The organism is Tenacibaculum sp. TC6, assembly GCF_050606265.1.
Classification (GTDB): domain Bacteria; phylum Bacteroidota; class Bacteroidia; order Flavobacteriales; family Flavobacteriaceae; genus Polaribacter.
The window spans coordinates 17,514-43,085 of record NZ_JBOCUK010000017.1; the positions used below are offsets into that span (position 1 = coordinate 17,514).

Annotated in this window: 22 protein-coding genes, 1 pseudogene and 1 riboswitch; of the genes and pseudogenes, 8 read left to right on the top strand and 15 right to left on the bottom strand. The window is 32.1% G+C overall.

Going from position 1 to position 25,572, the window contains the following annotated elements; genetic code table 11:
- The first annotated feature begins 74 nt into the window (after window positions 1-74).
- Entirely contained in the window at window positions 75-488 is a 414-nt protein-coding gene (locus ACQY1Q_RS10570; RefSeq protein ID WP_431005285.1) for a DUF1573 domain-containing protein, read from the top strand.
- Window positions 489-940: 452 nt separating this feature from the next.
- Here ACQY1Q_RS10570 and ACQY1Q_RS10575 read toward each other — a convergent pair whose 3' ends face one another.
- The 5 genes from ACQY1Q_RS10575 to ACQY1Q_RS10595 form a co-directional block, all read right to left on the bottom strand.
- Complete coding sequence (locus ACQY1Q_RS10575) at window positions 941-1,207, bottom strand: hypothetical protein (RefSeq protein WP_431005286.1); 267 nt, start codon at window positions 1,205-1,207, stop codon at window positions 941-943.
- A gap of 3 nt (window positions 1,208-1,210) precedes the next feature.
- A complete protein-coding gene (locus tag ACQY1Q_RS10580) occupies window positions 1,211-2,200 on the bottom strand; it encodes an RHS repeat-associated core domain-containing protein (RefSeq protein WP_431005287.1) in 990 nt (329 codons plus the stop codon).
- Window positions 2,201-2,632: 432 nt separating this feature from the next.
- Window positions 2,633-2,932 carry a hypothetical protein gene (locus ACQY1Q_RS10585; RefSeq protein WP_431005288.1) on the bottom strand — a complete coding sequence of 100 codons (300 nt, stop codon included), beginning with the start codon at window positions 2,930-2,932 and terminating at the stop codon, window positions 2,633-2,635.
- 133 nt (window positions 2,933-3,065) lie between these two features.
- Window positions 3,066-4,073, bottom strand: a complete 1,008-nt coding sequence (locus ACQY1Q_RS10590) for an RHS repeat domain-containing protein (RefSeq protein WP_431005289.1) — start codon at window positions 4,071-4,073, stop codon at window positions 3,066-3,068.
- A 585-nt stretch (window positions 4,074-4,658) separates the two neighbouring features.
- Window positions 4,659-6,200, bottom strand: coding sequence for an RHS repeat domain-containing protein (locus ACQY1Q_RS10595; protein WP_431005290.1), 1,542 nt, complete (start codon window positions 6,198-6,200; stop codon window positions 4,659-4,661).
- Between the two features lie 61 nt (window positions 6,201-6,261).
- Here ACQY1Q_RS10595 and ACQY1Q_RS10600 point away from each other — a divergent pair.
- Window positions 6,262-6,633, top strand: a pseudogene (locus tag ACQY1Q_RS10600) (transposase); the annotation flags it as partial.
- Window positions 6,634-6,691: 58 nt separating this feature from the next.
- Here ACQY1Q_RS10600 and ACQY1Q_RS10605 read toward each other — a convergent pair.
- From ACQY1Q_RS10605 to ACQY1Q_RS10620, 4 genes are read right to left on the bottom strand one after another with little or no spacing between them, the layout of a single operon-like run.
- Entirely contained in the window at window positions 6,692-7,816 is a 1,125-nt protein-coding gene (locus ACQY1Q_RS10605) for an efflux RND transporter periplasmic adaptor subunit (RefSeq protein WP_431005291.1), read from the bottom strand.
- Window positions 7,817-7,837: 21 nt separating this feature from the next.
- Complete coding sequence (locus ACQY1Q_RS10610) at window positions 7,838-9,082, bottom strand: ABC transporter permease (protein WP_431005292.1); 1,245 nt, start codon at window positions 9,080-9,082, stop codon at window positions 7,838-7,840.
- Window positions 9,083-9,084: 2 nt separating this feature from the next.
- Entirely contained in the window at window positions 9,085-10,314 is a 1,230-nt protein-coding gene (locus ACQY1Q_RS10615; RefSeq protein WP_431005293.1) for an ABC transporter permease, read from the bottom strand.
- Window positions 10,307-11,020: an ABC transporter ATP-binding protein gene (locus ACQY1Q_RS10620; RefSeq protein WP_431005294.1), complete on the bottom strand. Its 714-nt coding sequence runs from the start codon at window positions 11,018-11,020 to the stop codon at window positions 10,307-10,309. Before ACQY1Q_RS10620 ends, ACQY1Q_RS10615 begins: the two co-directional genes overlap by 8 nt.
- Before the next feature lie 159 nt (window positions 11,021-11,179).
- Here ACQY1Q_RS10620 and ACQY1Q_RS10625 point away from each other — a divergent pair, with 159 nt between their 5' ends.
- Window positions 11,180-11,593 carry a thiol-disulfide oxidoreductase DCC family protein gene (locus ACQY1Q_RS10625; RefSeq protein ID WP_431005295.1) on the top strand — a complete coding sequence of 138 codons (414 nt, stop codon included), beginning with the start codon at window positions 11,180-11,182 and terminating at the stop codon, window positions 11,591-11,593.
- A gap of 76 nt (window positions 11,594-11,669) precedes the next feature.
- Here ACQY1Q_RS10625 and ACQY1Q_RS10630 read toward each other — a convergent pair whose 3' ends face one another.
- The 3 genes from ACQY1Q_RS10630 to ACQY1Q_RS10640 all read right to left on the bottom strand — a co-directional run bounded on the left by ACQY1Q_RS10630 (window position 11,670) and on the right by ACQY1Q_RS10640 (window position 15,784).
- A complete protein-coding gene (locus ACQY1Q_RS10630; RefSeq protein WP_431005296.1) occupies window positions 11,670-12,743 on the bottom strand; it encodes a YncE family protein in 1,074 nt (357 codons plus the stop codon).
- Window positions 12,744-14,609, bottom strand: a complete 1,866-nt coding sequence (locus ACQY1Q_RS10635) for a TonB-dependent receptor plug domain-containing protein (protein WP_431005297.1) — start codon at window positions 14,607-14,609, stop codon at window positions 12,744-12,746.
- Between the two features lie 23 nt (window positions 14,610-14,632).
- Window positions 14,633-14,836: riboswitch (cobalamin riboswitch) on the bottom strand.
- 9 nt (window positions 14,837-14,845) lie between these two features.
- Window positions 14,846-15,784, bottom strand: a complete 939-nt coding sequence (locus ACQY1Q_RS10640; protein ID WP_431005298.1) for an ABC transporter substrate-binding protein — start codon at window positions 15,782-15,784, stop codon at window positions 14,846-14,848.
- 179 nt (window positions 15,785-15,963) lie between these two features.
- On the opposite strand from ACQY1Q_RS10640, the gene ACQY1Q_RS10645 reads away from it, so the two are divergent.
- The 5 genes from ACQY1Q_RS10645 to ACQY1Q_RS10665 are packed head-to-tail and all read left to right on the top strand — an operon-like array spanning window position 15,964 to window position 19,924.
- Window positions 15,964-16,467 carry a bifunctional adenosylcobinamide kinase/adenosylcobinamide-phosphate guanylyltransferase gene (locus ACQY1Q_RS10645; protein ID WP_431005299.1) on the top strand — a complete coding sequence of 168 codons (504 nt, stop codon included), beginning with the start codon at window positions 15,964-15,966 and terminating at the stop codon, window positions 16,465-16,467.
- The gene (gene cobT, locus ACQY1Q_RS10650; RefSeq protein ID WP_431005300.1) at window positions 16,467-17,513 is read left to right on the top strand and encodes a nicotinate-nucleotide--dimethylbenzimidazole phosphoribosyltransferase; all 1,047 of its coding nucleotides are present in this window, start codon (window positions 16,467-16,469) and stop codon (window positions 17,511-17,513) included. Before ACQY1Q_RS10645 ends, cobT begins: the two co-directional genes overlap by 1 nt.
- 2 nt (window positions 17,514-17,515) lie before the next feature.
- Window positions 17,516-18,286: an adenosylcobinamide-GDP ribazoletransferase gene (locus ACQY1Q_RS10655; RefSeq protein WP_431005301.1), complete on the top strand. Its 771-nt coding sequence runs from the start codon at window positions 17,516-17,518 to the stop codon at window positions 18,284-18,286.
- Window positions 18,271-18,798, top strand: a complete 528-nt coding sequence (cobC, locus tag ACQY1Q_RS10660) for an alpha-ribazole phosphatase family protein (RefSeq protein ID WP_431005302.1) — start codon at window positions 18,271-18,273, stop codon at window positions 18,796-18,798. The genes ACQY1Q_RS10655 and cobC overlap by 16 nt, the downstream gene beginning before the upstream one ends.
- A 10-nt stretch (window positions 18,799-18,808) precedes the next feature.
- Entirely contained in the window at window positions 18,809-19,924 is a 1,116-nt protein-coding gene (locus ACQY1Q_RS10665) for an ABC transporter substrate-binding protein (protein WP_431005303.1), read from the top strand.
- A 294-nt stretch (window positions 19,925-20,218) separates the two neighbouring features.
- On the opposite strand, the gene ACQY1Q_RS10670 is transcribed toward ACQY1Q_RS10665, so the two are convergent.
- The 3 genes from ACQY1Q_RS10670 to ACQY1Q_RS10680 form a co-directional block, all read right to left on the bottom strand.
- The gene (locus ACQY1Q_RS10670) at window positions 20,219-21,529 is read right to left on the bottom strand and encodes a sugar MFS transporter (protein WP_431005304.1); all 1,311 of its coding nucleotides are present in this window, start codon (window positions 21,527-21,529) and stop codon (window positions 20,219-20,221) included.
- A gap of 12 nt (window positions 21,530-21,541) precedes the next feature.
- Window positions 21,542-22,555 (bottom strand): N(4)-(beta-N-acetylglucosaminyl)-L-asparaginase, encoded by a 1,014-nt coding sequence (locus tag ACQY1Q_RS10675; protein WP_431005305.1) that lies wholly within the window; start codon window positions 22,553-22,555, stop codon window positions 21,542-21,544.
- A 72-nt stretch (window positions 22,556-22,627) separates the two neighbouring features.
- Complete coding sequence (locus ACQY1Q_RS10680) at window positions 22,628-25,558, bottom strand: GH92 family glycosyl hydrolase (RefSeq protein ID WP_431005306.1); 2,931 nt, start codon at window positions 25,556-25,558, stop codon at window positions 22,628-22,630.
- Window positions 25,559-25,572: the final 14 nt, after the last annotated feature.

Here is a 25,572-nt window from a genome sequence, read left to right on the forward strand (position 1 = left end):
TCATTTTTTTAATACCTAAAAAATAATTATAAATTTGTACAATGGTTGTATAACCCCTAATTAAAATTAACATTATGAAAACAATTTTATCATTTGTAGCTATCTTATTTATCACAATAACTGTAAGTGCTCAAGAATTTAAGTTTGAAACTGAAGTAATTGATTATGGAAAGGTAGCTTTAGGATCTGAAGGAAAGCGTGTTTTTGAATTTACAAATGTAGGTGACGCTCCTTTGGTTATTAACGACATTAGATCTACTTGTGGATGTACTGTTCCTAAAAAACCTGAAAAACCTATTATGCCAGGAGAAAAAGGACAGATTGAAGTTTCTTACGATACTAAAAGGCCTGGAGGTTTCTCAAAAGCTATTACAGTGTTATCAAACGCTAAAAACGAGAGAAAAATATTAAAAATAAAAGGTTTCATTGACAAAGATGCTGCGCCGGCTAAAGAAAAAAGCATGGTATCTAGTGGTGGAACTAACTAAAACTACTAATTAATTTTAATTTATTAGTGTTAAAAACTTTTTATAAGAACCGCTTGGAATATATTCCAAGCGGTTTTCTTTTATACCTCATTTGATTTATTAATAACTTCAAAACTGTTAATTGTTTACTGCAACAGCTTACTTATTACAGAATCTGGGAAGTATTTTTTATGTGGAAAACAAACGACTTGTCTAACAAAAACCTACCTCAATTAACTAAAATTAAGGTAGTTTATATTATTACTTGGCTTACTCCTACTCGCTACTAGTTACAAACTAGCGGTAGCCTTACTTTGACATACTAGAACTATCAGGGGACTTTAACGCTAAAAAAGATTATTCTTCTTAAACCCAAAAAACTACTTCACAATCTAATGTAAAGTAGTTTTATATTTATTGTTTGCTGTTTGGCCTACTCATACTCGCCACTAGTTACAAACTAGCGGTAGCCATTACTTGGACATACTAGCACCATCTTGGGTATAATCTATCATTGCAACAAATTCAGCTTTTTCATCATATATAATAAACTCCAGTTCTTTATTTTCTATAATACCTAAATTTGCATATTCAATTGCTTCATCTTTCGTATTCTTAACTATAAAATAACCGACATCATTATTGATATATATATCCCCCTCATTATTGAGAATATGCCCTGTTTTTTTATCAGCTTTCATTATAAGATATTTTCCATTTCCTAATTTAGGTATTTCCATAATTTAAAATTTTACTTTTTTAAAATCAAAAGTCTTTATACTCCCTTTCAAAAGTTTTTCAGATTCACTAACCACAGTTCCAGGTTTATGTATAAGGTTTACACTTTTTCTATTTACACTTTTTATTATTTTACTACTTGGAACTTTTAGTTTTAACAAAACTCCATCTTTTGAAGCACCTCTATACGCATAGTTAAGAGCAACATCTTTATTAGTAGTCCATGAAGTCATGGCACTTTCTACTGTCCCATTTAAACCAGTATTATGTTTGACAACATCAGTATGACCAAACCTTCCTCCTCTAGGTTTTACAACTCCTTTTAATGCATCTTTATAGGCTTTTCCTGCAGAAGAATTTACTCCTCTATAAAGTGTTACAAGTGAAGCATCATAAGTCGCAACACTTGCAGCGGGAATCATTCCTGCAAAAGTCCAAGGATTTATTACAGATAAATAACTTAAAAACTCTAAACCTGCTTTCTCTTGTGCGTTTGTAATTTTGTTTTGAAAATCTTGATTTTGCTCATATAAAATATTTTTAAAATTAAGATATCCTCCATTACTTCCATTAATTGTAACTTCTTGAAGAGTTGTTTGATGGTAATCTGCAAAATCACTTCCGTAAGTAGCATTAAAAAATATAGACTCTAAAGCACTGTGTCCCAAAAATTTTGAAAGATCATTACATGGAACTACCTTCCCATCCATATAACAAGTAAAACCTCCATCTGGATCTGTCATTACTGTTGGATTATTCCCCATTCCAAGATATGGTGACGGATATTGGTGATAAGGATCAGGACTCAACCACCTTCCAATTCTAGCATCCCAAAGTCTAAGTTGAAAAGCTTCCTTCCCAGTTTCTGGGTCTTTTTCTTGTCCTTGGTAGGCGTATCTATATGGTTCACCGTTAACGGTTCGCCTGTTAGGCATTGGCATCCCAAAGGGATAATAATCGGTTGTACTGGTAGCTGCTACCCCCAGCTGCCGCACGATTGCATCGTGTGGTAAATGTTCATTAATACAACCTAAATACAATAATATTATCTAACATACCTTTTTCTCCGGCATAATCTATAGCACTACTATATACATAATCTTCTGCTTTAAACACAAAACCTACAATATATTCTTATACTCATTTCTTGTAAAAACATCTAACCAATATACCACAGCAAAACTAACAAAATATAAACCTGCTTTGTTATGAAATTTATACTTTCTACTCATAAATCTAAAATACAAAAAACTACACTTTTATAGTATAGTTTCTTGTTATTATCGTTGACGGCACTCGTTACAAACGAGCGCTAGCGAGGGTTTTCTAAACTACCTCACAAAACAATGTAAGGTAGCTTTTTATTTATACAATGCTTATTACTTACTCATACTCGGCACTCGTTACAAACGAGCGCTAGCAGGGGATTAATCTGGAATTTTATTAAAAATAATTGCTGACTCATTATAATCACAATCATAAACCTCTTTTCCTATTTGAGTAATTTTCTGCATTATTGAGTCGAAATCATTTCTTCCCAAAACTATATAGGTTCTTCCTAAAATATCAATTATTTTTGATTCATTAGATAAATCAGAACTCAAAAACCTTCTTTCATTCAAGTCATTATCTTTTTTATCATTATTAAAACTTAACAGAAAAGCAATACCATTAGGATTCTCGATATCATTTATACCGAACTTTTTTAAAGTTTTTTGTCTAGTCATTTGAAAATCCACTCGATTATCTCTTAACATATCTAGTTGGAAATTAACTTTTATATTATCAGATATAAACTTAACTCTATTAATTAAACCAATCCTCTTATTTCTTTTAAAAAACTTAAACATAAATTATAGGCTATTTCTTTTGTTTTTTTATATGACTATGAATTCTATAATTAACTACTAATGGAATTGAACTAAAAGCAACCAATCTTCTTAAACCTAAAGGCATTGCATCGGGATTAGCGGCCCAAGGTCTTATTGAACTACTCTGAGCATATCTCATACCAAACAACTGTTCTTGTTTTGCAATTGTATATTCGACCTTCCAAAACTTTTTGGGCATAAACCAATATTGATCATATCCTTTAGGAGCACTTCCTGTTAAATCAAGTATTCCTCCCTCAGGTGCCATCATATTATAAATAGTTTTTTCATAAACTGGCACTTTATATGATGCTGCATAACTAAATTCCCTAACAGCTGGTCTCCAACTTGTATTCAAATAATTCTTCCAAGCATATCTCTGGAAACCATTTTTTCCAACATTAACTAATTGAGCTGATGCACCAAAACTAAACATCCAAGGGTTGACAACAGATAAATAGTTCAAAAACTCCATTCCGCCTCTTCTTTGGGCTGAACGAATTGAATTTTGAATATTTTGATTTTCATTATACAGAATATTCTTCCAATTAAGATTCCCTCCATTACTTCCATTAACAGTAACTTCTTGCAGAGTCATTTGATGATAATCTCCACCAATTGGGTTATCCCCTTCATGCATTAAACTAAATAGATAACCATAATCTCCTAAAGATTCTCCTAATTGACCACAGGGAACTCGCTTTCCATCTACAAAACAATCTCTTCCCCCATCAGGATCAACTCTAACAATAGGGTTATTCCCCATTCCAAGATATGGCGAGTGATATTGACCGTAAGGATCAGGACTTAACCATCTTCCAATCCTAGCATCCCATAAACGAAGTTGAAAGGCTTCCTTCCCAGTTTCAGGGTCTTTTTCTTGTCCTTGGTAGGCGTATCTATATGGTTCACCGTTAACGGTTCGCCTGTTAGGCATTGGCATCCCAAAGGGATAATAATCGGTTGTACTGGTAGCTGCTACCCCCAGCTGCCGCACGATTGCATCGTGTGGTAAATGTTCATTAATACAACCTAAATACAATAATATTATCTAACATACCTTTTTCTCCGGCATAATCTATAGCACTACTGTATACATAATCTTCTGCTTTAAACACAAAACCTACAATATATTCTTATACTCATTTCTTGTAAAAACATCTAACCAATATACCACAGCAAAACTAACAAAATATAAACCTTCTGGATTATGAAATTTATAATTCCTACTCATAACATTTTTCTTTAAAAGTAAAAAACTACCTTACAATCTAATGCAAAGTAGCTTTTATATTTATTATTTGCTTGCTCGTAGTGGGCACGGACTACAAGTCCGCGCTATCGGGTTTTATATTAATGCTATTAAAAATATTATTACTAATATAAATATCACACCAATAATTACATTAAGATATTCTTTTTCTACTTCATGCATGTAATCCTTATTCCCAATCCATAATTCTGAAAACTTAATATATTTCTTTGATGCAGAAACATATTTAATCATGTTAATAAAAAAAAACCTAACTGCTGCTCCTATTAAAGCTACAAAATATTGTATAAAAATTTCGAACATTACCAATTAATTTTCAGAATTAACTACTTTACCTCTAACCTGATTAACAAATCTTTTCGGTGTTATATACCTATGTAAGATATTATGTATTTTCAATATTTTCCCTCTAACTGTCATACTTGTTTTGGTTATCCAAGTACCTTTAAAAGCTTTATTAAACTGCCCCATATTCATAGTAGCATTAGTCCTTACAGGTAATGGCATAATAGTATATAAGCCATCAACCCCCATATTAATATGCTCAAGACTACCTCTATCGATAGGAGTTCCATCTAAATGAGAAATATTCCCAGATGGATTAAATAAAGCCCAACCACTTCCAAATACGTAAACCTTATCTACTACTGAATATCCCTTTTGCACTCCATTTTTAACACCCTGCATACCATAGGACGTATTACTATCAATATCTTCAGACCATCTTTTTGTTCTTGCAATCAAATTCTTTCTCTCAGGTGTTGGAATTATCACTCCATGAAATTGACCATTACCAAAGCTATCAAATGACCATCCATTTTTATAATCACCAACTAAATCATAATAACCTGTTGGACTAAAAACAAGAGAAACTTCTCCAAAATCAATCCCTCCATCTGAATTATAATTAGCCTCGTTAGATCCAAAATCTAATCCAAAATCTCCATGTTCATTTTCATAAATCTCTCCACCTGTTCCGTTCCAAAACCTAAACCACCATGCACCGAATCTTGTTTTCCATCCACCATCTGGATCAATACCGTTTATAGGGTCATTCCCCATACCTAAATAAGGGCTATTAAACTGCCCATAAGGATCCGTAGTCAACCATCTACCAATTCTAGCATCCCATAAACGCAATTGAAACGCTTCCTTTCCAGTTTCAGGATCTTTTTCCTGTCCTTGGTAGGCATATCTATACGGTTCGCCGTTAACGATTTGCCTATTAGGCATTGGCATCCCAAAGGGATAATAATCGGTTGTACTGGTAGCTGCTACTGCATTATTCCCGTTTTTAGCAATTACCGAACGTACATTACCCAGATGATCCGTTAACTGATAAACGCTTGTACCGGTTACTTTATTGTACATTCCTAAACGTGAAGCTCCATAAATTGGTAACTCTTTTAACTGTTGGTTTTCATAAATTGCCATAGCCGTTCCGGAAACATCTAATACATAATCTGTAGTTTTCTCTACAGTACTACCATCATTTTTATAACTTACTTTTTTAGTTCTGTATCCTTTATCATTATAATAAAACTGTACACGTAGTTTATTATTATAAAGCACTTTGGTTACTAAACCACTTGCATTGTACTCATAATTTACCTTTTCATCAGTATTAGTTGTGAGCTGACCAATGCTGTTGTATTGGTAATTAGCAGCCGTGGTTTGATCTTTAATATCATTCGCTTGTGTATCTATTGTTACAGCATCATGCACTCTAAGTAATTGATTAGGTTTATCTGTTTTGTAAATATACGATAAATCATCCATGGCATTTGAGCCATTTTCAGTATTTTTATTTCTTTTTAACGATTTAATATTTCCATTAGTATCATAGGTCAAATTACTTACATTATAATCTCCAACTCCATATACACCGTTTGCATTTGCAGAAACTATTTGAGCTGAAAATGTGGTTAAAGCTTTAAGTATGGTTATTAAAAATAGAATTACATCTGGACCAATGATTCATCATTCTGACAGAGGATTACAATACTGTTCAGCAATATATCAAAACAAACTAGTTCAACAAGGAATCAAATCATCAATGACCGATGGGTATGACTGTTATCAAAATGCTTTAGCAGAAAGAATCAATGGTATTTTGAAACATGAATTTTTAATTTATAAATGCAATACAGGTAAGGAATTGGAAAAACTCGTTGAACAATCAATAAATGTTTATAATAATTTAAGACCTCACTTGAGTTTGAATATGAAAACTCCTAATTTTATACACAACAAAAAACCAGAAAAGCTAACCTCTCTGGTTTAAATAATATTTTTTAAATCTGTCAACCTATTTTAGGACGACTCAATTATTTTATTCAACTCTATTTATCTTCTTTTTTATCGTCTTTAGATGCCTTGTTCCATATTTTAATTTCATCGTTAGCAGTAACTCCGTCTAACACTTCAATATTTACTCCATCAGACACTCCTAACTTAACTGTTTTCTTTTCAAATTCAGCATCATCACCTTCTCCTTTTTTAACTTCGACATAAGGATCTTCAGTTTCTTTATCAAAACGTAATAATGATTCTTTGATTGATAACACACTATCTTTCTTTTCTAAAACAATATCAGCGTTAGCACTGTATCCTGCTCTTACAAAATATTGATTATCCAAAGTTACATCCGCTTTAATTTTAAATTGTACTGCTCCGTTTTCTTCTGTTCCCTTTGGTGCAATGAAATTTAATTTTGCAGGGAATTTTTTTCCTTCTATAGCTCCTAATGATACTTGTATATTCGTTCCTCTTACTAATTTACCTACTTCTGACTCATCAACCTTTCCCTCAAAAATCATCTTAGTCATATCTGCAATAGTAGCAATGGTTGTTCCTTCGTTAAAGTTATTACTTTGAATTACCTGATATCCCTTTTTAACCGGAATTTCAACAATCATTCCTGAAGTAGTAGCTCTGATATTTGTATTGGCCGTTTTTCCTAATCCGGCTGTTGTTCCTCTTTTAATAATATCTAAATCAGATTTTGCATTGTACAAACTTTGCTTAGCATTATTAAAATTCAATTGAGAGTTTTCATAATCTTGACGAGATATTACTCCTCTGTCAAATAATTTTTTGTTTCTTTCAAATTGAACTTGTGCATTTTCAAAGGTTAATTGCGCATTTTTAACCTGACCATTTGCCGAGTTTAATGATTGAATATTGGGCACTACTCTAACAGTAGCAATTAAATCTCCTGTTTTTACAATAGCTCCTTCTTCTACAAAAATTTTATCAATAATTCCGGAAATTTGAGGCTTTAAAGCTACCTCTTCTAAAGGAATTACTTTTCCTGTGGCTACTGCCTTTTTTTCTATCGTAGTTTTAAATGGTTTTTCTGTTTCATAGGTAACAATACTTTTTTGATTTTTTTTACCTAACCAAATTAGAACAGCCACAAACAATACTGCTATAATTCCTAATATGATTTTTGCTCTTTTACTCATGATTGATTTGTTGATTATTTTTTATTCTTCTCTTAATGCTTCAATTGGTTTTACTAAAGTTGCCATATGTGCTGGGATTAACCCTATTAATGTGCCTAATATTACTAATATTCCGAAAGCTATCATTATAATTGGAATATTTACTGTTGGATTTACTAAAGTAGGATCATCTCCTTGCCCTGCTAGCATATCGAGCAAATACAACACAAATCCACCAAATATAATTCCTAACATTCCTGCAATTGTTGTCAAGAATACCGATTCTAATATTATTTGTCTTCTAACACTACTTGGTGTAGCTCCAATAGCTCTACGAATTCCTATTTCTTTAGTTCTTTCTTTTACGGTAATTAATAAGATATTACCAATAGCAAATACCCCTGCTATTAAAGTAGCAATTCCTACAAACCACGTTAAAAACTGCATTCCTTTTAAAAAACCATTTAGTTTATCTATTCGTGTCCCTAAGTTAAAAGATCCAAATGCTCTTTTATCTTCCGGATGAACTTTATGAATGTTTTTTAAAGTCAACACAATATCCTCTTCCATTTGTACAATATCAATGCCTTCATTTGCCGTTACCGTCATCCAATCAATAGTGTTACCGGTATTATATACCTTTTGAAAGGTGGTAAAAGGAATATATGCTGTATCACCGTCTAAGTCTATTCCGTTTGATAATTTATAAACTCCAACTACTTTATAATTTACCTCACTTATTTTAATATACTCTCCAACAGGCATTTCTCCTTTATCAAAAAGCTGCTTATACATATCTTCGGATATGACACAAACCTTGGTGTTATTTTCTATATCATTATGGTTAATAAATCTACCATAGATTAAATTCTTCTTTTCAATTTTATCAAGAATAGGATAATCTCCACTAACCTGAAAGTTTCCTGTTTTAAAGTTCCTTACTAAAAGACCATTCGTTTGGTTACGAGGGGCTAAAAATTTAATCTGATCTTTGTATTCTCTTTTTAGCGCCTCAATATCTTTAAATGTTAAGTTAAATCTTCTTCCCTTTTGGAATCCTTTAAAAGGCATATCTGTCGATTGTGTCCAAATAAAAACACTATTAGTTGCAAAATCTCCAAAAATTCTTTTAAAGTTATTTTCCATACCTCTGGCAGCTCCCAATAAAACAACCAGAATAAATATTCCCCATAAAACACCTATAATGGTAATTATAGTTCTCAGTTTATTTTTACGGATACTTCCGTAAATTTCTTGCCACGAATCTGAATCAAATAAAAATTTCATAATTAATCTGCTCTTAATGCTACTATTGGTTTAATCTGTGCAGCTTTTTTAGCGGGCAAGTACCCTGCAATTAATCCCGATATAATTAATATAATAGTAGCTCCTATTACAATTCCCGGACTCACACTAGGGTCTTTAATAAAAAACTCTTCTAAATCATCTCCTATGGTACTTAAAATATAAGTTCCAACTGTTAATCCTAAATAACCGGCTATAGTTGTTATTAAAATAGATTCTTGAATTACCATTCCAATAATTGAAGATGGTTTTGCTCCTAATGCTTTTCGTATACCAAACTCTTTTGTTCTTTCTTTAATAACAAATATCATGATATTACTAATTCCGATAATCCCTGCTATTAAAGTTCCTGAGCCAACAAACACCACAATAAAATATAAAGCAAACATAAATTGGTTAATTCCTTTATTTGCCTCTGCCATATTTCTAATAGATAATGCACTTTGATCATCAGGGTGAATATCTAGCTTACTTCTTAAATCACGTTCCATTCGGTTTCCAAAAGCTATGGCTTCATCTAGGCTCAATTTTGGATCGTATCCTAAATTTATTTGACTGATATAATCATTATTTCCATACAACTTTTGCGCTGTGGTTACCGGCATGTAGGTTAATCGTTCTTCATTATCTCCTCCTTCATCTGAAAAAATCCCCACAACTTTATATGAAATACCGTCTACATTAACACGTTTACCCAAAGCTGGTTTCTCTCCAAACAAATCTTTTTTTACCAATCTTCCTATAACAATAACTTTAGCGTTATTTTTTAAGTCTAACTCATTAATATATCTCCCTTCATCAATAATTGTTTTTTCAAGGTACTGATGGTCCGGATGCACCGCTCTTAATTGATAATTATTTTGGTTGTTTTTATAACTAATGTTAACGCTCTTATAAATACGTGCTGTTAAGTATTGAATTTGATCTTTGTACTCTTCCTTTACATAATTAAAATCTTTATTTTTTAATTGAATTCTTCTTCCGGTTTGAAGCCCTTTATAAGGCTTCGAAGTTTTCCAAACTCTAACAAAAATTGCATTGGTAGCATCATCAACAAAAGCTGTTTTAAATTGATTTTGCAATCCGGATACGATACCAAAAAGTAAGGTGAAAAGTAAAATAGCAAAAGCTACAGTAAACCCAGACAATACAGAACGAAGTTTATTTTTACTAATACTTTGAAAAATTTCTCTCCAACGATCTATATCAAACATAATTATGAGTTTTTGCTTTAGCTTTTCCTGATTCAGTTAACTCGTCGCTAATAATTACGCCATCTTTTAATCGTACTACTCTATCAGTTTGTTCTGCAACATCTTCTTCGTGGGTAATTACAAAAACGGTCATTCCCTCATCATTAATTTCTTTTAACAAATCCATTACTGAGTCAGTAGTTGTTGAGTCTAAAGCCCCGGTAGGTTCATCAGCCAAAACAACTTTAGGTTTTGTTACTAGAGCTCTGGCTATAGCAACACGTTGTTTTTGACCTCCGGAAAGCTCATTAGGTAAATGATTTGCCCAATCTTTTAATCCTACTTTATCTAAATACTCTAAAGCAATTTTTAAACGTTCTTTTCTACTTACTCCTTTATAATACAGAGGTAGCGCAACATTTTCTAAAGCCGTTTTATATGATATTAAGTTAAAAGACTGAAATACAAAACCTAAAAACTTATTTCTTAAAATGGCTGCTTTTTTTTCATTTAAGTTTTCAATTAACTGTTCGTTTAAGTAATATTTACCTTTATCATGAACATCTAACAGACCAACAATATTTAATAAAGTAGATTTTCCAGAACCAGACGATCCCATAATTGATACAAATTCCCCTTCTTTAATGTGCAAGTTCAATCCTTTTAATACATGAAGGGAATCTTTTCCTATTGGATAGGATTTATGAAGATTTTCTATTCTTATCATTTGTTAGTTAATTTTTATACCAAAGTAACAATCTATTAACTCTTTTGCTATTAACTTTATGTTAATTGATTAATTTACTTTCCTACAAGACGTTTGTTTGAGAATTATGTTACAAAAACTTGTAGTAAATTTGAATCTTTTATATAAAATAGTTTGTAAATGATTGATTTACCCAAAAATAAAAAAGTAATTTTATTTGACGGTGTTTGCAATTTTTGTAATAGTACCGTTTTAAAAATTATTAAGCTAGATAAAAATAACCACTTTGTTTTTACCTCTTTACAATCTGATACAGGTAAAGAAATCACTTCTTATTTAGGTATTGATACCTCAACAATTGACTCTATAGTTTTATATGAACCATCAGTATCATATGAAATAAAGTCAACCGCAGCTATTAAAATTATGGCAGACTTTGGTTCTTTTTGGAAATTGGCAAAAATCTTACTTATTATACCAACCCGATTAAGAGATGTAGTGTATGATTATATTGCTAAAAACAGATATGCATGGTTTGGAAAAAAAGATGCTTGTATGATTCCTTCTCCTGAATTAAAAAATAAGTTTATATAAAAAAGACTCACTTAAAGTGAGCCTTTTTACATTAATTTACGAATTTAGCTTAAGTTCATAAGCCGGGGGGAGGGGACTAATTAAAATATATTTTCGATGCTCCTAAAGCCACTTCTTTTTCTATTGTCTTTGTTTTTAAACCTAAATCATAAACTTTCAACTTACTTTTCCCTGTAAAACTAGCATCTAAAACAAATAGGTTATTATCTTTTGCTGCTAACCCGTACAAATATGATGCTTCAGCTGTAAGATGCTTTGAGGTTGGTAACACCGTTGAATTCATATCCGTCTTGTAAATATCATTTCCTAAATTATAGTAAATACTATTACCGTTAATAATCATTTGAGACGGGTGCTCACCTTCCTTAAAAACTAGCTCAGAAGTTACCTTTCCTTCATTTGTGTTAATGAATGATATAGCTGCTAAAGTATGCCCAGTTACATTCCAGTTCGTATCATAAATTGTTCTTCCTTGAGATAAAACAACAATAGCACCAGAATCATTAACATAAATCTCATCTGGTCTATCTTTCACTTCTATTTCTTTTTCTACAGTATTTGTTGATGCATTTATAACAACAACTTTGTTATTATTTCCAAATGCTCCTTGGTGAGAAACATATAACTTACCCTCTTTTGCAATAATTCTTTCCGGACCTAAAATAACATTGATCTTTTTTTCTACTTGAAAAGTATTTAAATCAGCTACAGCAACAAAATCATCACTGTCATTACTAGTTTCTCCCCAATTAGTTATATAACCTTTAGAGCCAATAATTGTCATATACCTTGGCTTCAATAACCCTGTATTTATAGCACCTACTTTTTCAAATGTATAACGATTTACAACAGTAATTGTATTTTGGTTATCTGCAACTATATAAGCTCTATCTTTATCAAAAGTTATAGATTGAACATATTCACCAAATTCTAAATTGTTTACTTTTTTATAAATAGTATTCACAACTCTGGAATAATCATTTGATACAAATGAAACTGATCCTGATACTGATGTTGTACCTTCTCCACTAATTAATATTCCATTTTCATAATCTCCTTTAATGTCAGTTTGAGGTTCAGAATCATCACTACAGGAAGTAAAAAGTATACTTCCTAAAAACAAGGTTACTAGTAATTTATTAATTTTCATTTATTTAAATTTATAATTGATATTTATATTAAAATTTCTCAAAGGCATTGGTCTTCTTGGCATCACCATATATTCCTCCCCTAAAACATTATTCACCTTTACCCCAAACACCAACTCTCCTTTTACATATTTTTTTATTTTATACTCTAACAAAGTATTCATAACAAAAAAATCATGTACAACATAATCTTCTTCGTTATCTTCTGTCGTGTATACTTTTCCATTATATAAAGCCTGAAATGATAATGTTAAGTTTTTTCGGGAAATTGTTAAGTTACCATTAGCTATTTGTTTAGGAACAAATACAAGATATTTATCTGTATTGGTATTTTTAGCCAAAGTATAACTATAGTTTAAGTTAGTTTTAAAGCTGTAATTTCTTATCTTAACATCATATTTAAAATTAGTTTCAAAACCTTTATTATTAGTCTTTTCGATATTAATCGGCACCCATACTCCCGGTTTTTGGGGATCACCTGAAGGTGTCCAAACTATTTTATCTTTAGTATTAATATAATACGCTCCAATATCTAAGCTTAGCTTTTTATTTTGGTAACCTATACCTATTTCTCCTTGTTTTGCTGTTTCAGGGATGAGATTTACATTACCTTGACCCGGCCAATACAAATCATTATATGTTGGTACTCTGTAATTTTTTGAACCATTAATTCTAAAGTAATAATTAGGAATTGGTTTTATCTCAATGCCTCCTGCATAAACAAAAGGAACTTTAAAATCTGAATTGAAATCTTTCCTAACCTTTAAGTTATAAGAAATTAACTTTCCAATTCTTTGATTATAAATAATTGATTGAGATATCTGATTTCTATTTTTTCTATTAATCCTATCTGTTCTTCCAAAAGTAGACTCATACTCTGAATAAGAATTAAAGGCAGCTTTATTATCAAACAAAGGTAGTCCTATATTATAAGCTATAATATATCTTCCGGACTCTCCAAAATTATAAGTAGAAGCAAATTTATCTGGGTAGTACAGATACTTTTGTGTTAAATATGCAACCTTAACCTCATGAGCACTTTTACCTTCTTTATACCCAAAAATTAAAAGGTTTTTACTGCTAATATCTTTAAATTTTTCATTAGCAGATACAGGGTTAGGTAGTGTTCCAGAAAATTGGCGATTACCTACATAACTCGAACTATGAAATTTTAACTCTGCTTTTTTACTTAAACGAAAACCAAATCCAAAATTTGCACTATAATTTTCATAGGCTCCGTTTGAATTATTAAAATCTGTTCCAAAAAGTCTGTAATCATTACTAGAAGAACTTCTAGAAATTCCTGCTACAAAAGTGTTCTTATTATTCGAAATTTTAGTTTTAAAAACAGAATTAAATGTAGAATAACTTCCCCCTGTTAACACTAATTGATTTTCGGTATTAATTCCTTCTGAATAACTCAATACATCGTTTAAATGAATAGTTCCTCCAATTGCTCCTGAGCCAAATTCAATGCTTCCTCCTCCACTTCTTATATCAATCTTATCAAACAAATTCACAGTCAATGAATTAAACCCAGTTTGGCCATTATTCACTGAATTTATATTTATTCCGTTCCAAACCACAGCTGTATTTGATGCACTCGTTCCACGAAAACTAATTGAACTAGTTCCTCCCTTTCCATATTCTTTTAAATAAAGAGCTGTATTAAAACGAAGTAAGTCTGTGAAGGATTCTGTATTTCTGTGTATTACTGAATCAGAAAAACTAGCTATCTTTTGTCCTAAAGATACGCTTTTTAGTTTCTTTGAAGCATTAACAACAACTTCATCCAACTTATAATCATTCTGTCCGATCACTAGCAGAACAGAAAAAAAAGAAAATACAAATAATACTTTTTTTATCATAAATAATAAACCTTTATCCCGAAAGTTTGTTTTGAATTATGGCAGGTCTCCTGGCTTGCGTCTTGTAATTTGCCTTCCCATTTATGATGATGTAAACAGTGACGTTAAGATTAATTACAAGCTTAATAGCTTACAGTTGCGGGAACAGCTTCGGTTTTTCACCGAATTCCCTTTTAATTTTCTTTAATAGAGATTATTAAAGAAAAACCAAAAATCGCGGCAAATGTATAGTATTCTTATAAATTAGCAACTATTAAATGATGATAATTTGAAAATTTAACACTCAACTCTTCTGATACTGTATAGTATTCAGAATGAATCATTTTAGCTAAACATTCAATTCCGTTAACTAAGGTACTGGCAGAGGGTTGAGTAAACATATCAAAGTCGGCAATATAAACTTGTTTATTTTGCACTGCTCTTAAACTATTCCATTCTGCTTTTTCTTCCAGAAACTTCATATCTTCCATGGTTCTGTTAATTCCAAAACCACAGGGAGCTATAACCAACACCTCCGGGTTATATTTTACAATTTTTTCCCAAGGTATTACAACACTGTCTCCGGCAGGATGTGATAACATATCGATACCTCCAGCATAGGCAATTTGATGAGGAATCCAATGTCCGCAATTAAACAAAGGATCAATCCATTCTAACAATAAAACACTTTTAGGTTGTAACTGGTGTATGCGTTGCACATCAATAACCTTGGCAATTCTATCTTTTAAGGTTTTTATGTATGATTTTCCTTTTTCTTCGCTTTCTAATGCTTTTGCAATTACCAACGCTGAATCAAAAACATCTTCTAATGTTTGCGGTGTTAACGGTATTAATAGAGGTTCTTTTTGCAGTTTAGCAACTGCAGCAGCTGTACATTCTGTATCTATTTGGCAAACCTCACAAACATCTTGTGTAAAAATAATGTCCGGAGCTATTTGTGCTAATAACGCTTCTTCTACATAATATAAACTTTCCCCTGTTCTTTTACTGGCCGAAAAAAGTTCGTCTATTTCTTTACTTGTATATTCTTTTCCTTCTAAAACACATCTTACTACCGGAGTTTTTTCATTAAGTGCCACCGTAGGACATTCAAAAGTAATTCCTTCTAAAAAATTTTGAAGCTCCATATCGTATAACATTTGTGTTACCGCCGGTAAAAAAGAAGATACAACCATAATTTATAATTTTTATCAGGTGTTAAAAATACAAAGTAAAAGCATACTATAGCTGTTTTTCAAATACCATTAACATTTAGAATTTTGTTTGTCTTATTCAGTTTTAACTATAAATTATTTTAAGAATGAGTTTTTATCTCTAAAAACTTTCTAATCTTTGTAAGCATAAACTTAGAAAAATGATTCACTACATAACAGGAGGTGAAAGATCCGGTAAAAGCAGTTATGCACAAAAGCTTGCTGAATCTCTTACGCCAAAACCTATATATTTAGCTACTTCTCGTATTTGGGATGATGATTTTAAAAAAAGAGTTGACAGGCATATTTCTGATAGAGATGATCGTTGGACAACTGTTGAGGAAGAAAAATGGTTAAGCAATGTAATTACTGAAAAACAAACGGTTGTAATTGATTGTGTTACTTTATGGCTAACTAATTTTTTTGTGGATACTAAATATGATATTGATGAAGCCTTAGCTCTAGCCAAAAGCGAAATAGATAAATTAACGCGTATTGATGCTCATATTATTATTATTTCTAATGAAATTGGTATGGGATTGCATGCTAATTCAGAATCAGGAAGAAAATTTACGCAATTACAAGGCTGGACCAATCAATACATTGCTCAACATGCAGATAAGGCTATTTTTATGGTTTCCGGACTTCCTTTAACCCTTAAATAATGAATATAATGGACTTAACTATTCAACCTCTTTCTAAAGAGTTACAAGATACACTTCAACAAGAAATAGATTTTAAAACTAAACCTATAGGAGCCTTAGGCACCTTAGAAAGTATAGCTTTACAAATAGGTTTAATTCAAAATACAGTTACCCCTGTAATTTCTAAACCTACTATTATGGTTTTTGCTGGTGATCATGGAATTGCTACAACTAATAAAGTGAGTCCATACCCACAAGAAGTTACGCAACAAATGGTGCTTAATTTTTTACAAGGAGGGGCAGCCATTAATGTATTTTGCAAACAAAATAATATTCTTTTAAAAGTTATAGATGCCGGAGTCAATACCAATTTTGAAGAGCATCCTTTACTTACTAACGCTAAAATAGCCAAAGGAACTCAAGATTATAGTACTGATAAAGCCATGACTTTAGAACAATGCCATGAAGCTCTTGAAAAAGGAAGGCAACTTGTTAGAAAAGTATATAGTGAAGGCTGTAATATTATTGGGTTTGGTGAAATGGGAATTAGTAATACATCTGCTGCTGCTTTATTGATGAGTTATTTTACCAATACGCCTATTCAAAATTGTGTTGGAAGAGGTACCGGAGTAGATGACAACGGGTTGCAGCTTAAAATTAATACCCTTACCCAAGTTTACAATTTACATATACATACCATTCAAAACCCTATAGAGGCTCTTTGTGCTTTTGGTGGTTTTGAAATTGTAATGATGTGTGGTGCTATGTTAGAGGCTGCTTCTTTAAAAATGACTTTACTTATTGATGGTTTTATTGTTACCTCTGCCTTATTGGCTGCACATGCCTTAGAGCCTGCTATTCTGGGATATTGTATTTTTTGTCATACCTCTGGAGAACAGGGCCATAAAAAAATGTTAGCTTTTTTAAATGCAACACCACTTTTAAACTTAGGGTTACGTTTAGGTGAAGGAACCGGATGTGCTATTGCTCTTCCTATAGTACAAGCTAGTGTTAACTTTTTAAATAATATGGCTACTTTTAAAAGCGCCAACGTAAGTGAAGCCTAAATATGATAAAAAAACAACTTCATTATTTTTTAACAGCGGTCTTATTTTTTACCCGAATACCTTGTCCAAAATGGGTAAATCATTCTCCTGAAATTTTAAATAAAAGTAGTAGATACTTTTCTTTAGTTGGAATTTTAGTAGGCAGTATAGCTGCATTTGTTTTCTATGCTTTCTCATTTATTTTTCCGGCAGATGTTGCTATTCTGGTTAGTATGATTAGTTCAATTTGGATTACCGGAGCCTTTCATGAAGATGGTTTTGCTGATGTATGTGATGGCTTTGGAGGCGGATGGACTAAAGAAAAGATTTTAACGATTATGAAAGATTCCAGATTGGGCACATTTGGAGTCAGTGGGTTAATTTTTATACTTGCCTTAAAATTTTTGGCTCTATATCATTTACATAATCTTTCCGCAGATATAATCTTGATTTTAATTTCCGGGCATAGTATTAGCCGATTTATAGCCACCGTTTTGCTATTTACTCATGAATATGTAAGAGATATTGACAGCTCAAAAATAAAGCCCACAACTCAGCAAATGAGTGTGAAATCATTACTCATTTCAGGTATATTTGGTTTACTACCTCTTTTCTTTTTTAAAAATGCTACTGTATTTTTAGTTCTTATACCTTTACTAATTACTTATCTGTATATGGGACATTTTTTTAAGAAATGGATTGGTGGTCAAACCGGTGATTGTGCCGGAGCGCTACAACAAGTTTCTGAAATCATTTTTTACCTAAGCCTTTTAGTTCTATGGAAATTATTCTAATAAGACACACCACTCCCAACATCAAAAAAGGTATATGTTACGGACAAGCTGATATAGAAGTAGCTTCTACCTTTGAAAAAGAAATACAACCTATTTTAAAAGAAGTTCCTTTAAACGATACTAACATTTCTTATTACAGTAGCCCTTTAAAGCGTTGCGCTGTTTTAGCCAACGAACTATCTGAACATATTAATTTTGACAATCGGCTTAAAGAACTTGATTTTGGCGATTGGGAACTACAAAACTGGAATACAATCTCTAAAGAAGAACTAACGGTTTGGATGGATGATTTTGTTACCATTCCTGCTAAAAACGGTGAATCTTACCTTGATTTACATAAAAGAACGACAGCTTTTTTAACTGACCTACAAAAGAATGTAACCCAAAAGGCAATCATTATTACACATGCTGGAGTCATAAGAAGTATTTGGGCCTATGCAAACAAAATTCCGCTAAAAAATTCATTTGAATTAAAGCTTGATTATGGTGCCGTTATTAAACTCAATTTATAAACACAAACTCATGAAACGTCTTATATTTATTTTCTTTATAGCCCTTATTTTTCTGCAATGTAAACAAAATCACAAAGATACTTCTACAGAAAAATCCGTAAAAAGTACGGTAAAATATGCTAAGGGATTTGATATTATTACTGAAAACGGACAAAAAAAACTCATTATTAAAAAAGTGTTTCAAAATTCAAACAAGCAATTTTCCTATACCCTCACTAATGCCACAAACTTTGCAGCAAATGAAATTAAAGTTCCTGTTGAAAAAATAGTGGTTACCAGTACTACGCATATTCCAATGCTTGAATTACTTCAATCTGAAAATACATTAGTAGGTTTTCCTCATTCAAAATATATTTCATCTGTAAAAACCAGAAATAGAATTAAACAAGGCAAAGTTGTTGAATTAGGTTTAGAGCAAGATATGAATACAGAAAAGTTAATAGACTTACAACCTGAATTAATAGTTGGTTTTGCTTTACATGCTAATAATAAGTTATATGAAAATATAAAAAAAACAGGCATTCCTGTAATATTTAACGGTGATTGGCTAGAAGAAACTCCGCTTGGAAGAGCCGAATGGATAAAGTTTTTTGGCGTATTGTTTGAGAAAGAAAAAGAAGCAGACAGTATTTTTACCGCTATAGAAACTGAGTATTTAAATGCTAAAAACATAGCTCAAAAAAGTACAAATAGTCCTTCAATATTATCAGGAAGTATGTTTAAAGATGTATGGAATGTTCCTGCCGGTGATAGTTTTATTGCTTCTTTTTTTAAAGATGCTAATCTTACATATTTATGGAAAGACACCAAAGGTACCGGTAGCTTACAACTTAATTTTGAAAATGTTTTAGAAAAAGGAAAGCATGCAGGTTTTTGGTTAAACTGCGGTTTATACGAAACGAAAGAACAGTTAACTTCTGCCAACATACATTACAAAGAATTTGATGCTTTCACCCATAACACTATTTATACAATTGCTCATAAAAAGGGAGAAACCGGAGGACTTATCTACTTTGAGCAATCTCCTATTCGCCCTGATTTAGTTTTAAAGGATTTAATAAAAATTACGAATCCTGAAGTGTTACCAGACTATGAGCTAACATTTTTTAGTAGAATAAAACCTTAATAACCTGAATTCGATTATTATTATGGATGTGAAATCTTGTTATCCCTTTGACTGTCAAACTGTATCAACCTAAAAGGGAGATATATCAAGAGCTAATGAACAGCATCTCGATACAATTTTTCTTTCTTTAAGTCAGAAAAACCACTCGATGTGACATCAATAAAAACCAATTATTTGATTTCTAATTAGATATTAATCTAACTCAGGTTAATACATTTTTTATCTAAAAATTCACAAAAAAAGCATCCGACAACTTGTCGGATGCTCTCTTATATTGTGATTTGTTAAATAATTTTATAGTTTCATTTTTTCCTTACTTCTTCCATAAAACATAATATAACCATAGCATAGAAGAATTAATATAAATGCTAATTTAAATCCTATATGATCTGTTAATAAACCGTATAAAGGCGGTATAATAGCTCCTCCAACAATCATAGTACATAAAATTCCGGAAGCCTGAGGTTTTAAATCCTCTAATCCGTCAATAGCTAGTGTAAAAATAGTAGGGAACATAATAGAGTTAAATAGTCCCACAGCTAAAATTGACCACATAGCTACAAACCCTGTTGTACTCATTGAAATTACAATCAACACCAAAGCGCCTACAGCAAAACTTGTTAGTACTTTTGCAGGTGCTATTACATTGGTTAAATAAGATCCTATAAACCTTCCAATCATAGCTCCGGACCAATAAAACGTTACAAAAGCACCTACAATAGCTTTGTTATCAACTTCTGAAAGATTTGAACCTAATAAGGTTTCTGAAATAGATTTCATAAATGAATTGTTTTTAATTGCTTCAAACAAATTCATATCTAAAAAATAGTTTACTAAATAACTTCCTATGGCTACCTCTGCTCCCACATATACAAATATTCCTAAAGCTCCCATTAATAACGGTCTGCTTTTTAACAAGGTACGATAACCACCGTCAGGTACTTTTTCTAACAACTTTGGTAGTTTAACAAAAACAAATACCACAGCTAATACCACTATAAATCCGGCAATACCTACAAAAGGCATTTGTACTGCTTTTGCTTCAGCCACTAAATACTCTTGTTTTGCAGTTTCAGACAATGCAGCTATTTCTCCTGAGGTTTTTACTTTATCACTTAAAATTAACATTGCTCCAATAGCCGGCGCAATTGCCGTGCCTAAAGAGTTAAAGGCTTGTGATAAATTCAATCGGCTACTGGCCCCTTCTTCAGGTCCTAATACAGCTACATAAGGATTCGCTGCTACCTGTAAAATAGTCATTCCTCCTGCTAATACAAAATAGGCCAACATGAATATTCCAAAAACTCTGTACGATGCCGCCGGATAAAATAACAAACAACCAACTGCCATGGTAGACAGTCCTAAAATAATTCCTTTTTTATACCCTATTCTGGCTAAAATATAACCTGCCGGTATTGATAATAAAAAATAAGCTCCGAAAAAGGCAAATTGCACCAATCCTGCCTGAAAATAAGTTAACGTAAATAATTCTCTAATTCTAGGAATTAAAGAATCTACCAATACAGTGATAAATCCCCAAAGAAAAAATAGAGAGGTTAAAAAATAAAATGCTTTTTTATAAGATGTGTTAGTTGATGTTGTCATAAATGTATAGCGTTACTTTTTTCTGTTTAATATAAAATCTGATTTTATGTTCTTATTTTCTCCGTTTTTATAAAGATTATAGCTAAACCATTCATGAATTGAATATGCTCCGGTTTCACCTTTCTTATTAACTGCGATATACCCTACTTGAAAATTTTTAAAATCACTATTAGGTTTATTAACAATTCTGGCAATAGCTTCTTCACAAGCTTCTTGCGGGCTTTTTCCTTGGCGCATTAACTCAACAATTAAAAAGCTTCCTACCGTTTTTAATACTTCTTCGCCTAAACCGGTTGCTGCCGCTCCTCCTACTTCATTATCTACAAACAATCCTCCACCAATAATAGGTGAATCTCCCACTCTACCAGCCATTTTATAAGCTAATCCACTGGTAGTACAGGCTCCTGATATATTTCCGTCATTGTCAATAGCTAACATACCAATAGTATCATGGTTTTCAATATTGATAATAGGTTTGTACTCCGACTTCTTTTTCCATTCTTCCCAAGCTTTTTTAGAAGCTTCTGTTAGTAAGTTTTCACGTTCAAACCCTTGCGATACAGCAAATTGTTCGGCTCCTTCTCCTACTAACATAACGTGTGGTGTTACTTCCATTACTTTTCTAGCCACAGAAATTACATGTTTTATGTTTTTAACACATAAAACAGCTCCGTAATTTCCTTTATCATCCATTATACACGCATCTAATGTTACATTTCCATCTCTGTCCGGTAACCCTCCTTTTCCAACAGATTGTCCTTCTTCATTAGCTTCTTCAATTCTACATCCTGCTTCAACAGCATCTAGTGCAGAGCCTCCTTTTTCTAAGACTTTAGCAGCTGTTTCAACAGCCAGAGGTGTATTCCAAGTAGCAATTACCAGAGGTTTAACCGACGGTTCATTTGTTTTTATTGCTTCTTTTTTTTCTTCAGTTGTATGTTCAGTTTTACAAGCTATCACAGAAAAAACGATTAGCAAACCTAATCCGACTGCTGTAGCTTTCTGCATAAAATATTTTCGTTTCATATATAAAAATATTAGTAGTGGCAATCCACGTATTAATTGTTTGGTTTCTCTATTTTTTGGTAAAAAATATTGTTATTTTATTTGAATTTCATCAACAAACAACCATGATTTTCCATCATGCTTATATCCTAAATGCCATTCCGGTAAATTTCCCAGTTTTTTAGCTATCACCTTTACATATCTGGCATTCTTTCCTTTAAAAGCATAGCCTACTTTTTCTATGGATACATTTTCATGAGCTTCTGTAGCATTCAATGTTGTTTTTGTAAGTGTTGTATACGTAACCCCATCAGAAGAAATAAGGTATTCAACTTCAGAAGGTAGGAAAATCCATGAGCGTTGATCTTCTAAAAAGTTAGTTTGAATATAGTCTATCCATTTTTCCTTACCTAAATCTACAATCGCCACCAAATCGGTATTAAAATACCCTTGCCATGTTCCGGTTCTAAAATCATTAGCTCCTAAAATACCATCAATTAGCGCATTTTTTCCTCCGGCATTGTATTGATTTGCGTATTGCGTTTTTAAATCTATGGTAATGTTAGGGTCTATTTTATACAAGTCTGTAGTTATTACTGCACTCTTAGTTCCATTTTTTTCTGCATACACTTTTAAAGTACCTTTCTCTGTAATTACAACAGGCGCTGTATATGTTACATAGTCCCCTTCATTCAACGAATAATAAATAGTTGCTTCTTTATCTACACACTCTAATGTTAACTCTGTGTTTCCTTTAAAGGCAATATCTCCTTTTGCTATAAAAGGTGCGGGTACAATTACGTACTCGTTAATACTTGTAATGGGTTCTTGTCCTTCTTTTGTTCCCCATTCAGAAGGTTTATCGGTCATAAAAAATTCCAGAGTACCTCCGTTTATAATTTCTTGGTGTGTTAAATACGTTCTGTCTAGTAAATTTCCATTCAACAATACCTTTTCGATATACTTATGTTCTTTTGATAAATTATGTGTTGCCACCGTAAAATCTTTTCCATTTTCAAAATACATAGTTGCTTTTTGAAACAGCGGACTTCCTATGATATACTGATTGGAAGCCGGAGTAACCGGATAAAACCCTAAACTGCTAAATACATACCAAGCACTCATTTGTCCGCAATCTTCATTCCCTGAAATTCCATCAGGTGCATTGGTGTACTGTTCTGTTAAAATTTGACGAATTCTTTCTTGTGTTTTATAGGGTTTATTTACAAAATTGTACAAATATGCCATGTGATGGCTTGGTTCATTTCCGTGCGCATACTGCCCTATTAACCCTGTAATATCTACCTGATGACGTCCTGAGGTAGCATCATCAGCCGTGAATAATTTATCTAAATTTGTTTCCAATTGCTTTTTACCTCCCACTAATTTAATAAAGCCGGAAACATCTTGAGGCACATAAAAACTATACTGCCAAGAGTTAGCCTCTGTATAATTAAAATTCACTTCGTAAGGATCAAACGGAGTAAACCATGTATTTCTAAAACGACCTCTCATAAATTGACTTTGCGGGTCAAAAACATTTTTATAGTACTGAGCTCTTTCTATATACGTTTTATAATCATCTGTTTTACCTAACGATTTTGCCATTTGTGCAATCGTCCAATCATCATAAGCATATTCTAGGGTTTTAGACACCGATTCTGATTCTTTTTCAACAGGAATAAAACCAAATTTCTTATACGATTCTAACCCTAATTTATCTTGTATTGAAGAGTGTTTCATGGCTTCAAAAGCCTTATTTACATCATATTTCTGAATACCTTTTTCATAAGCATCAGCTATTACCGGCACTGCATGATATCCAATCATACATCCCGTATAACATCCGGACAAATCCCAAATAGGCATAATACCACCTTCATCGTACTTCGCTAAAAATGTATTAACAAAATCATTGGTTCTTTCTTGTTCTATAAGTGTGTATAAGGGGTGTGCAGCTCTATATGTATCCCAAAGAGAAAATACGGTGTAATACTTAAACGTATTAGTTTCATGAACTTTTAAATCCATTCCTCTATACCTTCCATCTACATCTTGGTATAAGTTAGGAGCAATCATGGTATGATACATTGATGTATAAAAGTTTACTTTATTATTATCATCTGAATCTTCTACTACAATTTTCTCTAACTGCTTTTCCCATTTTTGTTGCCCTTCTCTTTTTACCTGTTCAAAGGCTTTATTACCTATTTCCTCAGTTCTATTTTTTTCAGCACCTTCTTCATCAACCGGAGAGATTCCTACAGACACCTCTAAAACAGGGTTGTTATCTACTTCAAATTCAAAAGCTGCTTTCACTTTTTTTCCTTCTTTTTTATCCTCTAAAAAAGTAACTTTTGAAAAAGGCTTTGAAAACTGAATAGCATAAAATAAATATTGTTGAGTAGCCCAGGCTTTTGAATGACGATGTCCTGAAATTTCGGTAGGAGATATCACCGTTAACTTAGCATCTAATACTTCATCTCTATGCTCTAAATCTAGTATTACAATTTGTTTTTGGCCTTTTGGAAATGTGTATTTATGAATCCCGCTTCTTTCAGCAACCGTTAATTCAACATCTATATTGGTATCTTCTAAATGTACTTGGTAATACCCCGGTTGTGCAATTTCTTTTTGATGTGAAAACTTAGATTTATACCCTTCCTTTCCGTCTGCACCATTATTAAAAATAACTTTATTAGTAGGCATTAATAAAATATCTCCGTAATCTGAAACCCCTGTTCCGCTCAAATGCGTATGTGAAAAACCATAAATTTCATTATCTGAATAATGATATCCCGAACAGCCATCCCAACCATCTAATCGTGTGTCAGGAGATAATTGCATCATCCCAAAAGGCAAGGTTGCGCCAGGGTATGTATGCCCGTGACCACCGGTACCTATAAACGGATTTACATATGAAATTAGCTCTTTATCTTTTTTTGCTTTAGGTATTTTTTCTGATTGATTACATCCAATTATGAATAGTATTACAGCAAAAAAGAAGAAAAATTTTAATTTCATATCACTAGATTATT